The organism is Ruegeria sp. SCP11, from assembly GCF_040329455.1.
GTDB classification, from domain to species: Bacteria; Pseudomonadota; Alphaproteobacteria; order Rhodobacterales; family Rhodobacteraceae; genus Ruegeria; species Ruegeria atlantica_E.
In genome coordinates, this window is record NZ_JBDZYG010000024.1 from 13,292 (window position 1) to 27,925 (window position 14,634).

Here is a 14,634-nt window from a genome sequence, read left to right on the forward strand (position 1 = left end):
CCCGGAACTCCCTCAAAATTCAAGGACCAGAGATATGGCTCCCAAAGTACTCGTTTCTGACAAACTCAGCGAAACTGCCGTTCAGATTTTCCGCGACCGTGGCATCGACGTGGATTTCATGCCCGATCTGGGCAAGGACAAAGACAAGCTGGCCGAGGTGATCGGCCAATATGACGGTCTTGCCATCCGCTCGGCCACCAAGGTCACGCCGACCCTTCTGGAAAAGGCGGACAACCTGAAAGTCATCGGCCGTGCCGGGATCGGCACTGACAATGTCGACAAGGACGCGGCTTCGAAAAAGGGTGTGATCGTGATGAACACACCCTTTGGCAACATGATCACCACCGCCGAGCATGCGATTGCGATGATGTTCGCCGTGGCGCGGCAGATCCCCGAGGCCAGCACCTCGACCCACGCAGGCAAGTGGGAAAAGTCCAAGTTCATGGGGATTGAGCTGACCAACAAGACCCTTGGCGTCATCGGCGCAGGCAACATCGGCGGCATCGTCTGTGAACGAGCCTTGGGTCTGAAGATGAAGGTCGTCGCTTATGATCCCTATCTGGGCGAAGAGAAAGCCGCCAAGATGGGCGTTGAAAAGGTTGAGCTGGATGAGCTTCTGGCGCGCGCCGATTTCATCACCCTGCACGTGCCGCTGACCGATCAGACACGCAACATCCTGAGCCGTGAGAACCTGGCCAAGACCAAGCCCGGCGTGCGCATCATCAACTGCGCCCGTGGAGGGCTGGTTGATGAAGGAGCACTGGCCGAGATGCTGACAACCGGTCACGTTGCCGGGGCCGCCTTTGACGTGTTCAGCGAGGAACCTGCCAAAGAGAACGCGCTGTTCAATCTGCCCAACGTGGTTTGCACCCCGCATCTGGGCGCGGCCACGACTGAGGCTCAGGAAAACGTGGCGCTGCAGGTGGCCGAGCAGATCTCGAACTATCTGTTGACCGGTGCTGTCGAGAATGCGCTGAATATGCCCAGCGTCACCGCCGAAGAGGCCAAGGTCATGGGGCCGTGGATCAAACTGGCCAGCCATCTGGGCAGCTTTATTGGCCAGATGACGGATGAGCCGATCAAGGCGATCAACATCCTCTATGACGGTGTCGCGTCGGAAATGAACCTCGCCGCCCTGAACTGCTCGGTCGTTGCGGGGATCATGAAGAAGTTCAATCCCGAGGTGAACATGGTCTCGGCCCCGGTTGTCGCCAAAGAGCGTGGCATCCAGCTTTCGACCACCAATCAGGATAAGTCCGGTGCGTTCGAAGGCTACATCAAGGTGACTGTGGTAACTGAAAAGCGTGAACGCTCGATCGGGGGCACCGTGTTCAGCGATGGCAAACCGCGCTTTATCCAGATCAAAGGGATCAATATCGACGCCGAAGTTGGGGCGCACATGCTCTACACCACCAACGAAGACGTGCCGGGCATCATCGGAACGCTGGGTCAAACCATGGGCGCGCACAATGTCAACATCGCCAACTTCACCCTCGGTCGATCCGAAGCGGGTGGCGAGGCGATTGCACTGCTTTATGTCGACGAGCCGGTTCCGGCCGAGGCGCGTGCCAAACTGGCTGAAACGGGCTTGTTCACTCAGATCAAGCCGCTGGAATTCGATGTCGCCTGAGGCTTGGCGCTAAATCTGTGACCTATTCGATGCCCGCACCGACAAAAATGCGGGCATTGTCTTTTTTCAGAGGCTCGGCTGGGGCACAAGCAAGCCATTCTTATTGCTTGAGGGTGATTGATGACGAACCCAATCTATGCCGTCGGCGATGTACACGGGCAGCTTGAAATGCTGGTGAATGCTTTGTGGCTGATCGAACGGGATGGCGGCCCTGATGCACGGGTTGTGTTCCTTGGGGACTATGTTGACCGGGGGCCGGACAGTCGCGGTGTTCTGGATTTGCTGATCGAAGGGCAACGCGACGGTCGAAACTGGGTCATGGTCAAGGGTAACCACGACCGGATGATGGCTCGGTTCGTGCAGGAGTGCGAGATTGCGGACAAAAGCCTGCCGATCACGCTGAACTGGCTGGATCCGCGGCTGGGCGGTCGGGAAACGCTGGCCTCCTATGGTGCCGCGGTCACGGACAATGACCGCATCTATCAGGTGCACGAGCGGGCCTGCGCGGCGGTTCCGCCTGCACATATCGACTTTATCAACGCGTTGCCAACGTACCATCTGGAGGACGAGTTGTTATTCGTCCACGCAGGCATTCGCCCCGGCCTTTCGTTGGCGCAGCAATCAGAGGATGATCTGGTTTGGATACGGCACGAGTTTCTGCGAGATTCCAGCCAGTACCCTTGGCTGATCGTGCATGGACACACGCCGGTCGAGCGGGCTGAGCACTGCGGCAACCGGGTCAATCTGGATGCGGGCGCGGGTTACGGTCACCCCTTGGCTACCGCCGTATTCGAGGACCGCGATTGTTGGTTGCTGACAGATGCCGGACGGGTGCCGCTGACCCCTAATCCTCGGTGAACAGATCCCTATAAGTCTCACGCAGGGCGTTTTTCTGGACTTTGCCCATCGTGTTTCGAGGCAGTTCTTCCAACACGATCAGCTTGCGCGGATGTTTGAACCGGGCAAGCGCACCTTGAACATTGGTCAGAATCGCCTCCAGATTCGGTGTCTGACCGGGCTCGGCGACCAGAATGCCCAGCACGGTTTCGCCGAAATCGGGGTGCGGAACACCGATCACGGCGCTTTCCAAAACGCCGGGCTGATCATCCAGCATCAGTTCGACCTCTTTGGGGTAAATGTTGTAGCCGCCCGATATGATCAGGTCTTTGCCACGCCCGACGATGTGGACATAACCGTCCTCATCTACGCGCCCCAGATCGCCGGTGATGAAAAAACCATCCTCGCGCAATTCGGCGGCGGTTTTCTCGGGCATTTGCCAGTAGCCGCTGAACACATTCGGGCCGCGTACCTCGATCATGCCGATTTCGCCTTGTGGCAGCAGCGCACCGGTTTCAGGATCGGTCACCTTCAACTCGACCTCTGGAAGAGGGAAGCCGACGGTTCCCGCGCGACGTTCGCCGTCATAAGGGTTCGAGGTGTTCATGTTGGTTTCGGTCATACCGTAGCGTTCGAGGATGCGGTGTCCCGTGCGCTCCTGAAATCGTTCATGGGTTTCCGCCAACAAAGGGGCCGACCCCGAGATGAACACCCGCATATGTCTCGCTAGGTCATTGGTGAAACGCCCATCGCTCAGCAGTCGGGTGTAGAAGGTCGGCACTCCCATCATTGAGGTCGCTTGCGGCATAAGGCGCAGCATGTCCTCAAGATCGAATTTCGGCAGGAAGATCATCGAACCGCCCGAAGCCAGCACCACATTCGTCGCTACGAACAGCCCGTGGGTGTGAAAGATCGGCAGCGCGTGCAGCAGCACGTCATCGCGTGTGAACCGCCATTCCTTCACCAGCATCTCGGCGTTTGATAGCAGGTTGGCCTGGGTCAGCATCGCGCCCTTCGATCGCCCCGTGGTGCCAGAGGTATAGAGGAAGGCGGCCAGATCATCCTCGGTTCGCTTCACCGGTTCAAACGCGGGCAACATCCCCATCGCCCGCCGCGTCAGACTGCCCGAGCCATCGGCGTTCAGCGTCTCTAACCGGGCGCTTTGGGCGGCGGCGATTGGGGCCAACCCTTCGGCTTTTGCATCGTCGCACACGACCAGCTTCGCGCCGCTGTTCTCAATGAAGTATTGCAGTTCGGCTGTGGTGTAGCCCGTGTTCAGTGGCAAAAAGATCAACCCGGTCTGCACGCAGGCGGCATAGAGCGCCAGTGCCTCAGGAGACTTTTCGACCTGCACGGCCACCCGCTCGCCGGGTTCCAGTTCGAATCCGGTCAAGGCGTTGGCAAATTGGGCGGCCAGATCCAGAAAGGCGGCATGGGTCAGGGTCTGACCATCGGGCAAATGCAAGAAAGGCGTGTCCTTGCCCGCGTGAATGCCAAACAGTCGGTCATAAAGCGGGTTGCCCATATCGTCCTTCCTCTGCGCCTGCTCAATCGGGATTGAATCTGTATCGGATTGTGCAGGTGGTAAAGCAGAAAGGGGGAAGTTATCAGAATTGCGTGGTCATGCGGTACCCGGCTGCGAAGAACATCTTGGCAAAGGTCACCGGTTGTCCCTGAAGCCAAGTGATCCGCTCTCCGGTAAAGACCGGTTCGCCTTCCGGTACGTCCAGAAACGCGGCGACCGTTGCGTCGGCGCGGCTGGCCAGAAAACTCAGTTCAACATTGGTGAAGGGCACGGTTTGGATTAGCCATTCATTCGGTCCGATGTCCGAAAAATCCGCCTGCCCTACCTGCGGTACCGAGGCGGTGACAATCCAACGATCTTCATATTGAAACGGAGTGTTGCCATTGAAATGCATGCAACGCACATGCATTACGCTTTGCCCCGGCGCCAAGGCCAGACGGGCGCTCAGCCATTCAGGTGCAGTCTCGGATACAGAAGATACCAGCGCATAGCGGTAAGTACCGCCCATTGCTTCGACCTCATCTCGGACCATGGGGATGGTGAAGCGGGCCTGACGTTGCGGCGCGCTCAGCACGCGGGTTCCCGCCTTGCGGCGACGCTCCAGATACCCCTCATCCGCCAGCTCGCGCAGGGCTCGGTTCACTGTGGTCCGGGTGCAGGAGAACTCAACGGCAAGCTCCTGTTCGTTGGGCAGCAGAGAGTCAGGTTGCAATTCGCCTGACCGAATGCGCGCCAGAACGGTTTGCTTGATGTCTTTGTAACTGGTGGTGTCGCTGGATTGGGGCATGCTGCGCGTACCTTTAGACCGAGGCCAACAGGCCCGCAATCGCGGATCTATAGGCGGGTATAATCTGGTCGCGCGCGACGTGGCGGCCCTGTTTCACCATATGGCGCCCGGCAGACCACAGATCGGTGACAAGACCATCGGGGGCAGCAAAGCACAGCCCGTCGAGCAGTTGATCGTCCGTCAGAGCGCAGAGCGTTGGGTGGTCTCGGTCGATGGCGACCAGATCAGCCAGTTTACCGACGGCGATCTCGCCCGCGTCACGGCCAAGAGCCTGCGCTCCACCCAGCGCTGCGCCGGTGTAAATTGCATGACCGACAGAGCCTTCACCCTTGACCAGAACTGCACGCTGATGGTCGCGCATGCGTTGGGAGTATTCCAGGGTTCTGAGTTCCTCTGACAACGAAATCCTAATATTAGAGTCTGATCCAACCCCAAATCGTCCATTTTCAGCAATGTAGGTGGCGCCATTGAAAATTCCGTCGCCCAGATTTGCCTCGGTGATCGGACATAGCCCAGCTACCGCCCCAGACCGGGCCAATGCGCGGGTTTCAGCGTCGGTCATATGCGTGGCGTGGATCAGGCACCACCTTGCGTCAACTTCGGCGTTGTCCAACAACCAGGCCACTGGGCGTTGTCCCAGCGCCGTTTGTACGTCGGCGACTTCCAGTAATTGTTCCGCAATGTGGATATGCACCGGGCCCTTAGGGGAGGCCTGTAGAACCTTGGACAGATCGGTAGGAGAGGTCGCGCGTAGGGAATGCGGCGCAATCCCCAAATTAGAGTCTATATCTGGCAAAGTAGCGCGGCATTCCTCTACCAATCTCAAGAATTGATCTACGTCGTTGCCAAACCTTAATTGCCCGCCCGACAGCTCTTCCTGCGCCACGCCGCCATATGTGTAGAGCACCGGCAGATGGGTCAGGCCGATTCCTGTCTGGTGTGCAGCGCTATAGATGCGCTGACTCAATTCCGACTGCTGATCATAGGGCGCGCCACCGGGTTGGTGGTGCACGTAATGGAACTCACCGACCGAGGCATAGCCAGCCTCCTGCATCTCCATGAAGACCAGAGCGGCGATGGCTTCGATCTGCTCAGGCGTCAGGAGGTCCAAAAAGCGATACATCAGATTGCGCCATGTCCAGAAGCTCTCGCGTCCAGCCATTCGGGTTTCGGTCATACCCGCCAAGGCCCGCTGAAAGGCGTGACTGTGGAGGTTCCCCAATGCAGGCAAAAGCACGTTCACCTGCGTGGCATCAGGTGTAGCCCTTGCTTGTGTCTGAATCTGGCTGATGCGTCCGTGAACGGTTTCGATCCGAACATCGTGAACCCACTCAGAGCCTAATAAGGCTTTTTTGGCGTGAATTGGCATCCTACTTCCATAATGTGTAGACTTTATTGTTTTTCACATATACGAAAAAATCAAACAAGAGGGGAGCCGAAAAGAATCGCCATGACCAACAAAACGGTCTTACTCAGCGCCGCTATGGCCACGATGGCCGATGGGGACACGCCATACGGGATGTGCCGGGATGCAGCGATCGCCGTAAAAGGGGCAGAGATTGTCTGGGTCGGGAAGCATCAGGATCTGCCATACGATTTTGCCGACTGGCCCGTCGAAGATTTTGGTGATCGTCTGATCACTCCGGGCCTCATCGATGCGCACACCCATGTGGTGTTCGGGGGCAATCGCGCAACAGAGTTCGAAATGCGTCTGAACGGAGCCTCCTACGAAGAGATTGCGCGAACTGGTGGAGGTATTCTGTCGACGGTAAATGCCACGCGATCAGCCAGCGAAGAGGCATTGCTTGCCGACGCGCTGACCCGAGTTGATGCTTTTATCGCCGAGGGCGTTTGCACCATCGAGGTCAAGTCTGGCTATGGTCTGGACACCGAGGCTGAGCTGAAGATGCTGCGCGTTGCGCGCCGGATTGGGAAGGTGCGCCCCGTACGAATTAAAACCACTTTTCTGGGCGCACATGCAGTACCGCCGGAATATGCCGGCCGGGCGGATGACTATATCCGCGAAGTCTGCACTCCAACCCTGCGCGCAGCCCATGACGAGGGTCTGGTGGACGCGGTCGATGGGTTTTGTGAGGGCATTGCCTTCACTCCTGCTCAGATCGCGCAGGTTTTCGACGTGGCGCAGGAACTGGGCTTGCCGATGAAGCTTCATGCCGAGCAATTGTCCAATCTGGGCGGCGCGCAACTGGCGGCCTACTATGGAGCGATGTCTGCTGATCACATCGAGTATCTGGATGCGGCAGGCGTTTTGTCCATGGCTAAGGCAGGCACAAGCGCGGTGTTGCTGCCCGGCGCTTTCTATACGTTGCGGGAAACGCAGGTGCCGCCCGTTGATCTGCTGCGCCAGCATCAAGTGCCGATGGTTCTGGCAACAGATTGCAATCCCGGATCCTCGCCGCTGTCATCGTTGTTGCTGACGATGAACATGGGGTGCACCTTGTTTCGCCTGACGCCCGAAGAGGCGCTGGCCGGGGTCACTTGCAACGCAGCGCGGGCCTTGGGGATCAGCGATGTGGGCACCATCGCGCCGGGGCAACGCGCCGACCTGGCGATCTGGGACGTCTCGCACCCTGCCGAGCTGTCTTATCGCGTCGGGTTCAACCCATTGCACAAACGTCTTTTCGGAGGGGACGAATGACGTCTCTGTCTTTGAAACCCGATCAGGTTCCTCTGTCGCAACTGGCCGAGATTTACTGGGACCAACCGGCGGTCACGCTGGACCCTGGCTGTCGGCCCGCGGTCGAGGCGGCAGCGCAGCGTATCCACGCGGCGGCCCAGGGCGCTGCTCCCGTCTATGGCGTCAATACCGGGTTCGGCAAACTGGCGAGCCACAAGATTGCGCCCGAGGACACTTCGACGCTGCAGCGCAATCTGATCCTCAGTCATTGTTGCGGTGTCGGGCCTGCCATTCCACGGCGTCTGACCCGGTTGATGATGACGCTGAAGCTGTTGTCCTTTGGCCGTGGCGCTTCGGGTGTTCGTTGGGAGCTGATCGAACTGCTGCAACAGATGTTGGCCCGCGGTGTCACCCCGGTAATCCCTGCGCAGGGGTCCGTCGGAGCGTCGGGGGATCTTGCTCCGCTGGCTCATATGACCGCCGTAATCATTGGTGCGGGTGAGGCCGAGGTGAACGGTGACATCCTGCCCGGAGATCAAGCGCTGAAATCAGTGGGATTAGAGCCTATTCAGCTGGGACCAAAGGAAGGGCTGGCCTTTATCAACGGAACTCAGTTTTCAACCGCGTTTGCGCTTGCCGGTCTGTTCGCAGCCTGGCGCGCGGCGCAAAGCGCGTTGGTGATCTCGGCCTTGTCGACCGACGCGATCATGGGGTCCACCGCGCCATTGCGGTCGGAAATACATACGTTGCGTGGTCATCGCGGCCAGACTGAAGCCGCCAGCGCCATGCGCGCGGTGCTGGCTGGATCAGAAATCCGGGAAAGCCATCGTGAGGGCGACACGCGCGTGCAGGATCCGTATTGCATTCGATGTCAGCCGCAGGTCACCGGCGCCGCGATGGATGTTATGCGTCAGGCTGCCGCCACGCTGGAAATCGAGGCCAACGCGGCCACCGACAATCCCTTGGTTCTGGAGGACGGGATTGTCTCGGGCGGGAACTTCCACGCCGAACCGGTGGGTTTTGCTGCTGACATGATCGCACTGGCGCTATCTGAGATCGGTGCGATCGCCCAACGCCGTATCGCTCTGATGGTGGACCCGGCACTGAGCTTTGATCTTCCGCCGTTCCTGACCCCTGATCCGGGGTTGAACTCTGGCCTGATGATTGCCGAAGTCACCACCGCCGCACTGATGAGCGAGAATAAGCACCTCGCCAACCCTTGCGTGACCGACAGTACGCCAACTTCGGCCAATCAGGAGGATCACGTTTCGATGGCTGCGCACGGCGCGCGACGCTTGGCGCGTATGGTTGAGAACCTGACATACATTTTGGGAGTGGAACTACTCTGCGCGGCGCAAGGGGTAGAGTTCCGTACACCACTGGCAACCAGTGGCCCTTTGCAGCAAGTCATTGGCCGGCTGCGTGCCGAGGTCCCAACCCTGGCCGAAGATCGCTATCTGGCACCAGAGCTGGAAACCGCGAAACAACTGGTGGCCGACGCAACGATCCTGCATGCCGTGGGCATGCCTTTGCCGGAGCTGGCGTGATGCAGGTGGTCAGCGTAAATCGTGGGGATGGTCCTATCGTGTTGGGGCAGCCCCACGGAGGAACGTTCGTTCCGGATGACATCGTGGATCGTCTCAATGACGCCGGTCGCGCGTTGGCGGATACGGATTGGCACATAAATAGGCTCTATGAGGGTCTTTTAGGCAATGCGACGGTGGTTCAGTCCCATATCCACCGCTATGTGATCGACGCCAATCGCGATCCCGAAGGCGTTTCGCTCTATCCGGGTCAGAACACTACGACACTGGTGCCGCTGACCGATTTTGACGGGCAAGCGATATGGGCAGACGGCCAAGCGCCGTCCGCGGACGAAATCGAGCATCGGCGTCTGACCTACCACGCGCCTTACCACGCCGCGCTTGCCGAGGAGGTTCAGCGCGTGCGTGATCGTCATGGAGTGGCGGTCCTGTTCGATTGCCATTCAATCCGCAGTCAAATTCCGTTTCTGTTCGAGGGGATTCTTCCCGATATGAACATCGGGACGGATGGCGGCGTAACTTGCGCGCCAGAAATAGAGTCTATTACGAATGAATTTTCCGCTTCCTCACCTTATAACACCGTTCTGAACGGTCGCTTTCGGGGCGGTTGGACCACCCGCCACTACGGCCGTCCAGCCGACGGGGTGCACGCCATTCAGATGGAGTTGGCGCAGTCCACCTATCTGACCGCCGAAGCCGCCCCGTGGAGCTATGACCCCGCAAAAGCCGACCGTCTGCGCCGCTGGCTGCGCGACATACTGGATGCCATCCAAGACACTGCATTGGAGCTTACGCCATGACCGATCCTCGCAAGAACACCCGTGATATCTACCCACCGACCGGCCCGGAGTTGAACGCCAAAAGCTGGGTGACCGAGGCTCCGCTGCGGATGCTGATGAATAACCTGCACCCCGATGTGGCCGAAAACCCGCATGAACTGGTGGTCTATGGCGGCATCGGTCGCGCGGCCCGGACATGGAAGGATTTCGACACTATTGTTGCTGGTTTGAAGGATCTTGAAGAGGATGAGACTCTGATCGTCCAGTCCGGCAAACCCGTGGCCATCATCCGCACGCACAAAGATGCGCCGCGCGTTTTGATCGCCAATTCGAACCTCGTGCCCCATTGGGCGACCTGGGATCATTTCAACGAGCTCGATAAGAAGGGCCTGATGATGTACGGCCAGATGACGGCTGGCTCATGGATCTATATCGGCACCCAAGGCATCGTTCAGGGCACCTATGAGACCTTTGCTGAGGCCGGACGTCAGCACTATGACGGCGATCTGACCGGCAAGTGGATTCTGACCGGGGGCTTGGGCGGCATGGGTGGCGCGCAGCCGCTGGCAGCCGTCTTTGCCGGGGCCTGTTGTCTGGCGGTCGAATGCAACCCAGACAGCATCGACTTTCGCTTGCGCACCAAATACCTCGACGAAAAAGCCGAAACGCTGGACGAAGCGCTGGAGATGATCGACCGCTGGACCAAGGCGGGCGAGGCGAAGTCGGTCGGCTTGCTGGGCAACGCGGCAGAGATTTTCCCCGAGATTTACCGTCGCATGGCTGACGGTGGCATGCGTCCCGATATCGTCACCGACCAAACCAGTGCGCATGATCCGATCAACGGCTATCTGCCGCTGGGCTGGACCATGGGAGAGTGGCGCGAAAAGCGCGAAACAGATCCTAAAGCAGTGGAAAAGGCCGCGCGTGCCTCGATGAAGCAGCACGTGGCCGCGATGGTTGATTTCTGGAGCGCGGATATACCGACGCTGGATTATGGCAACAACATCCGGCAGGTGGCGCAGGACGAGGGCTTGGAGAACGCCTTTGCCTTCCCCGGTTTTGTGCCTGCCTATATCCGCCCGCTATTCTGCAAAGGCATTGGCCCGTTCCGCTGGTGCGCCCTGTCAGGCGACCCGGAGGACATCTACAAAACCGACGCCAAAATGAAGGAGCTGTTCCCCGAGAACGAACACCTGCACCGCTGGCTCGACATGGCACAGGAACGGATCGCGTTTCAGGGACTGCCCGCGCGCATCTGCTGGATCGGGCTTGGGGACCGTCACCGCGCTGGGCTGGCCTTCAACGAAATGGTGGCCAATGGCGAGTTGAAAGCCCCGGTTGTGATCGGCCGCGACCATTTGGACTCGGGTTCAGTGGCAAGCCCCAACCGCGAGACCGAGGCGATGCTGGACGGCTCGGACGCGGTTTCCGACTGGCCATTGCTAAACGCGCTGATCAATACGGCAAGCGGCGCGACGTGGGTGTCATTGCATCATGGCGGCGGTGTCGGAATGGGCTTCAGTCAGCATGCGGGCGTCGTGATCTGTGCCGATGGCACCGAGGACGCCGCGCGGCGGTTGGAGCGGGTTCTGTGGAACGACCCGGCCTCGGGCGTGTGGCGGCATGCAGATGCGGGCTATGACATCGCCAAAGACTGTGCCCGCGTCCACGGGCTGCGGCTGCCGGGCATTCTGGGTTAGGTCAAACTGTCTCTGGCGAAAATGCTGCACCTGCGATATGCGCAGGTGAGCTTGCCGGAGATAGAAGATGTACTTTGCCACCCTGTTGACCAATCCCGACGCGCCGACGCTGGAACTGTCGCTGGTCGAGTCCTTGCGGAACGCATGGGGCGGGGGTGAGATTGTTTGGCTCAGCCCGGATGAGGCAGCAGAGTTTTCCCTGACCGAGATGCCGGGCAACCAGTGGGATGTCTGGGCGGACCTGCAGCAGATGGGCGTGGATCTGATTGTCCAGCAGGCCGAGGGGCGTCGCAAAAAGATGCTGCTGGCCGATATGGACAGCACCATGATTCAGCAGGAGTGCATTGACGAACTGGCGGATGAGGCCGGCGTTGGTGATCGCGTCAAGGATATCACTGCACGTGCGATGAATGGCGAGCTGGACTTCGAAGGCGCGCTGATCGAACGGGTGGGCTTGTTGAAAGACTTGGCCGAGGCGGTGATCGACAAGGTGCTAGAAGAGCGCATAACATTGATGCCCGGCGGACGTGAGCTGGTCGCGACCATGCGTATGAACGGTGGTTACGCTGCGCTGGTCTCGGGTGGTTTCACGGCATTTACCGCCAAGGTGGCGGATGAGCTGGGTTTTGACGAAAACCGCGCCAATACCCTGCTGGCTGAGAATGGCAAACTGACGGGCGATGTGCAGCGACCGATTTTGGGCAAGCAAGCCAAGGTGGACGCGTTGGAGCAGATCACCAAGCGGTTGGGCTTATCCGAGCAGGATGTGGTTGCCGTGGGCGACGGCGCCAATGATCTAGGCATGTTGGGCCGGGCCGGAACCGGTGTCGCGCTGCACGCCAAGCCGTCGGTCGCGGCGCAATGCGATATTCGAATCAACTTTGGGGATTTGACGGCACTGTTGTATCTGCAAGGATATGCGCGCACGGCCTTTGCTGACGTTTAATCGGAAGGGTCTTCCTTTTATTTAACAAAAATGTTAAACGGCGGTCATGAACACACTTCTGACCGCTTTTTCGGCATTGTCCGACGCCACCCGATTCTCGATCATCGAGCAGTTGATGCAGGACGGTGAACTGCCCGCCGGAGACCTGATCGAAGGACGTGGCATGTCCGGGGCCGCAATCTCGCGCCACCTCAAGGTGTTGCGCGAGGCCGGTCTGGTGCAACAACGGGTGCAGGGTAGCCAGCGGATGTATTCCATCCAGCCCGAGGGGCTGCGGGCGATTGCCGAATGGACCATTTCGAAACGGCAATTCTGGGAAACCAGCCTCGACCGTTTGAGCGATTTGATTGAAAGGGAGAATTCATGGCCGACCTGAAATTGGAACGTGAGTTCCCCACCTCGCCTGAAAACCTTTTTGCCTGGATCAGCGATGGCGCAAAGCTGTTGCAATGGTGGGGACCGGAAGGGATGCATGTGCCCGAACATGATCTGGATTTCTCACGCCTTGGGCCGTGGTATTCAGTCATGCAGAACGCCGAGGGGCAACGCTACAAAGTGTCCGGTCAGGTTACTCATGTCGATCCACCCAATTCGGTGGGGTTCACTTGGGGCTGGCATGACGATCAGGATCAGCGTGGCGCAGAGAGCCATGTGACGCTGACCGTCAGTGCAACGGAAACCGGCGCAAAGCTAATTCTGGATCATCGCGAACTGGCCGATGCCGAGGCCGCGGCAAACCACAACCAGGGCTGGACCTCGTCACTGCGCAAGCTGGAAGCTCAGTTTTAAGGATTTCATCAGGGAGGAAGAGAAATGCCTCAGTTTTTGTTTGTCTATCACGGCGGTCATACCCCGACCGATCCCGCCGAAATCGAAGCAACCATGGCCGCATGGGGCGCATGGTTTCAAAACATGGGTGACGCGCTGGATATCCCCGGCAACCCCGTTGGCCAATCCTACACGGTGAGTCACAGCGGCGTCGTCGACAATGGCGGTGCGAACCCGGCCTCGGGCTTTACTGTCATCAAGGCCGACAGCATCGACGCCGCGACCGATATGGCCAAGGGCTGCCCCATGGTCATCAACGGCTCGGGCTCAGTCGAGGTGGCCGAGGTGCATCCGATCGAGATGTAATGACCTCAGCCGGGGAACCTCGGCGAAGGTCTGATCACACCGCATTCCAACCCACGGCGGCTGTATTGAACAGCATTCATGAAGGTGCGGGTAGCCGGGTGTTCGGCCTCCAGCACACCCAAATGCACCAGAAGGGCAGCAATGGCGCATTCGCTTGCGCGGGTTGTACCGTCGGTGATCTTCAGTGCGATTCCCATGCGTTTTTCCGGAAGGATGGCGACATAGACGGCCTCGGCCCCGGTTTTGATCGCGGCGCGGCCATTCATGGCGCGCATCAGTTCGGTGCAGGCTTTGCTTTCACCGGCGACCAGTTCGGGATGCTTGATCATTGCGGCGGTCAGTTGAGCGGCCGCATCGCTGGCACGGTCCGACCGGCCAGCGGCCGAAGCAAACCACGCCATCGACCGCGCCAGCCCCACCAGCGTGGTGGCGAAATTCGGAGCCGAACAGCCGTCGATGCCGTAGGCCGGGCTGGTCTCACCGGTTGTTTCTTCCAATGCTGACAAACAGGCCTGCTGCACGGGGTGGTCGATTTCCAGGTATTCTGGCCCCGCCCCCATATGCTGCGTTACCGTCAGAAAACCGCAATGCTTTCCGGAACAGTTGTTGTGGATCTGGCAAGGCGTGTCATCGGCTAGAATAAGTCCGTCCCGCGCCGCCATGTCCTGAGGCTCCTGCGGGCCGCAGCGCAAATCATGCTCGGTCAGGCCGAGGTGGTCCAGCCAGGCCGTTACCCGATCCGTATGGATATGAGCGCCGATATGCGAAGCGCAGGCCAGCGCCAGATGCTCGCTGTTCAGACCGTATTTTGCCGCTGCTCCGGACGTGACCAGCGGCAAGCCTTGGATCATCTTGGCCGAGGATCGGGGGTAGATTACCGCATTCGGATCACCCCAGCTTTGCACGATCTGGCCGCTGTCGTCGCAGATCACCGCGTGGCCCAGATGCAAGCTTTCCAACAGGGGTCCTCGCCACAGTTCTGTCATTGGTACCGGCTGCGTCATCTGGCCCCTCCTTTATATGCGCAAAATTCTGCCAATCGCCCTTTCGCCTGTGGCGAAACCTGCGTTAGTGTGTGTATGTCGACAATCATCGGAATACGCAACTTACAGAC

The 14,634-nt window shown here is 59.2% G+C and carries 14 protein-coding genes; 10 read left to right on the forward strand and 4 right to left on the reverse strand.

Annotated elements, in window-relative coordinates; genetic code table 11:
* The first annotated feature begins 34 nt into the window (after positions 1–34).
* Both serA and ABLN94_RS23405 read left to right on the forward strand, forming a co-directional pair.
* Positions 35–1,630 (forward strand): phosphoglycerate dehydrogenase, encoded by a 1,596-nt coding sequence (serA, locus tag ABLN94_RS23400; RefSeq protein ID WP_352996952.1) that lies wholly within the window; start codon positions 35–37, stop codon positions 1,628–1,630.
* 120 nt (positions 1,631–1,750) lie between these two features.
* Positions 1,751–2,488 (forward strand): metallophosphoesterase family protein, encoded by a 738-nt coding sequence (locus tag ABLN94_RS23405; RefSeq protein WP_352996954.1) that lies wholly within the window; start codon positions 1,751–1,753, stop codon positions 2,486–2,488.
* Here ABLN94_RS23405 and ABLN94_RS23410 read toward each other — a convergent pair.
* From ABLN94_RS23410 to ABLN94_RS23420, 3 genes are all read right to left on the reverse strand, one after another.
* Positions 2,475–3,992, reverse strand: coding sequence for a malonate--CoA ligase (locus tag ABLN94_RS23410; protein ID WP_352996956.1), 1,518 nt, complete (start codon positions 3,990–3,992; stop codon positions 2,475–2,477). The two genes, ABLN94_RS23405 and ABLN94_RS23410, sit on opposite strands and share 14 nt — an antisense overlap.
* Before the next feature lie 82 nt (positions 3,993–4,074).
* Entirely contained in the window at positions 4,075–4,779 is a 705-nt protein-coding gene (locus ABLN94_RS23415) for a GntR family transcriptional regulator (protein WP_352996958.1), read from the reverse strand.
* 13 nt (positions 4,780–4,792) lie between these two features.
* On the reverse strand, positions 4,793–6,148 hold the full coding sequence (locus tag ABLN94_RS23420; protein WP_352996960.1) for a formimidoylglutamate deiminase: 1,356 nt from the start codon (positions 6,146–6,148) through the stop codon (positions 4,793–4,795).
* A gap of 81 nt (positions 6,149–6,229) precedes the next feature.
* Here ABLN94_RS23420 and hutI point away from each other — a divergent pair, with 81 nt between their 5' ends.
* The 8 genes from hutI to ABLN94_RS23460 all read left to right on the forward strand — a co-directional run bounded on the left by hutI (position 6,230) and on the right by ABLN94_RS23460 (position 13,520).
* The gene (gene hutI, locus ABLN94_RS23425) at positions 6,230–7,438 is read left to right on the forward strand and encodes an imidazolonepropionase (RefSeq protein WP_352996962.1); all 1,209 of its coding nucleotides are present in this window, start codon (positions 6,230–6,232) and stop codon (positions 7,436–7,438) included.
* Positions 7,435–8,964 carry a histidine ammonia-lyase gene (hutH, locus tag ABLN94_RS23430; RefSeq protein WP_352996963.1) on the forward strand — a complete coding sequence of 510 codons (1,530 nt, stop codon included), beginning with the start codon at positions 7,435–7,437 and terminating at the stop codon, positions 8,962–8,964. Before hutI ends, hutH begins: the two co-directional genes overlap by 4 nt.
* Entirely contained in the window at positions 8,964–9,761 is a 798-nt protein-coding gene (gene hutG / locus ABLN94_RS23435) for an N-formylglutamate deformylase (protein ID WP_352996965.1), read from the forward strand. The genes hutH and hutG overlap by 1 nt, the downstream gene beginning before the upstream one ends.
* Positions 9,758–11,440 (forward strand): urocanate hydratase, encoded by a 1,683-nt coding sequence (gene hutU, locus ABLN94_RS23440; RefSeq protein ID WP_352996967.1) that lies wholly within the window; start codon positions 9,758–9,760, stop codon positions 11,438–11,440. Before hutG ends, hutU begins: the two co-directional genes overlap by 4 nt.
* Positions 11,441–11,507: 67 nt before the next feature.
* Positions 11,508–12,386, forward strand: coding sequence for a phosphoserine phosphatase SerB (gene serB / locus ABLN94_RS23445; protein WP_352996969.1), 879 nt, complete (start codon positions 11,508–11,510; stop codon positions 12,384–12,386).
* 46 nt (positions 12,387–12,432) lie between these two features.
* Entirely contained in the window at positions 12,433–12,762 is a 330-nt protein-coding gene (locus ABLN94_RS23450; protein ID WP_352996971.1) for an ArsR/SmtB family transcription factor, read from the forward strand.
* Entirely contained in the window at positions 12,750–13,175 is a 426-nt protein-coding gene (locus ABLN94_RS23455; RefSeq protein WP_352996973.1) for an SRPBCC family protein, read from the forward strand. The genes ABLN94_RS23450 and ABLN94_RS23455 overlap by 13 nt, the downstream gene beginning before the upstream one ends.
* A 24-nt stretch (positions 13,176–13,199) precedes the next feature.
* Positions 13,200–13,520, forward strand: a complete 321-nt coding sequence (locus ABLN94_RS23460; protein WP_352996975.1) for a hypothetical protein — start codon at positions 13,200–13,202, stop codon at positions 13,518–13,520.
* A gap of 5 nt (positions 13,521–13,525) precedes the next feature.
* Here the strand turns inward: ABLN94_RS23460 and ABLN94_RS23465 are convergent, their stop codons facing one another.
* Positions 13,526–14,524 carry an asparaginase gene (locus ABLN94_RS23465; protein ID WP_352996977.1) on the reverse strand — a complete coding sequence of 333 codons (999 nt, stop codon included), beginning with the start codon at positions 14,522–14,524 and terminating at the stop codon, positions 13,526–13,528.
* Positions 14,525–14,634 lie beyond the last annotated feature (110 nt).

Bases quoted from the DNA above. Each gene is read 5' to 3' on its own strand.
- serA (WP_352996952.1), top strand. From the start codon at position 35: ATGGCTCCCAAAGTACTCGTTTCTGACAAACTCAGCGAAACTGCCGTT.
- ABLN94_RS23405 (WP_352996954.1), top strand. From the start codon at position 1,751: ATGACGAACCCAATCTATGCCGTCGGCGATGTACACGGGCAGCTTGAA.
- ABLN94_RS23410 (WP_352996956.1), bottom strand. From the start codon at position 3,992: ATGGGCAACCCGCTTTATGACCGACTGTTTGGCATTCACGCGGGCAAG.
- ABLN94_RS23415 (WP_352996958.1), bottom strand. From the start codon at position 4,779: ATGCCCCAATCCAGCGACACCACCAGTTACAAAGACATCAAGCAAACC.
- ABLN94_RS23420 (WP_352996960.1), bottom strand. From the start codon at position 6,148: ATGCCAATTCACGCCAAAAAAGCCTTATTAGGCTCTGAGTGGGTTCAC.
- hutI (WP_352996962.1), top strand. From the start codon at position 6,230: ATGACCAACAAAACGGTCTTACTCAGCGCCGCTATGGCCACGATGGCC.
- hutH (WP_352996963.1), top strand. From the start codon at position 7,435: ATGACGTCTCTGTCTTTGAAACCCGATCAGGTTCCTCTGTCGCAACTG.
- hutG (WP_352996965.1), top strand. From the start codon at position 8,964: ATGCAGGTGGTCAGCGTAAATCGTGGGGATGGTCCTATCGTGTTGGGG.
- hutU (WP_352996967.1), top strand. From the start codon at position 9,758: ATGACCGATCCTCGCAAGAACACCCGTGATATCTACCCACCGACCGGC.
- serB (WP_352996969.1), top strand. From the start codon at position 11,508: ATGTACTTTGCCACCCTGTTGACCAATCCCGACGCGCCGACGCTGGAA.
- ABLN94_RS23450 (WP_352996971.1), top strand. From the start codon at position 12,433: ATGAACACACTTCTGACCGCTTTTTCGGCATTGTCCGACGCCACCCGA.
- ABLN94_RS23455 (WP_352996973.1), top strand. From the start codon at position 12,750: ATGGCCGACCTGAAATTGGAACGTGAGTTCCCCACCTCGCCTGAAAAC.
- ABLN94_RS23460 (WP_352996975.1), top strand. From the start codon at position 13,200: ATGCCTCAGTTTTTGTTTGTCTATCACGGCGGTCATACCCCGACCGAT.
- ABLN94_RS23465 (WP_352996977.1), bottom strand. From the start codon at position 14,524: ATGACGCAGCCGGTACCAATGACAGAACTGTGGCGAGGACCCCTGTTG.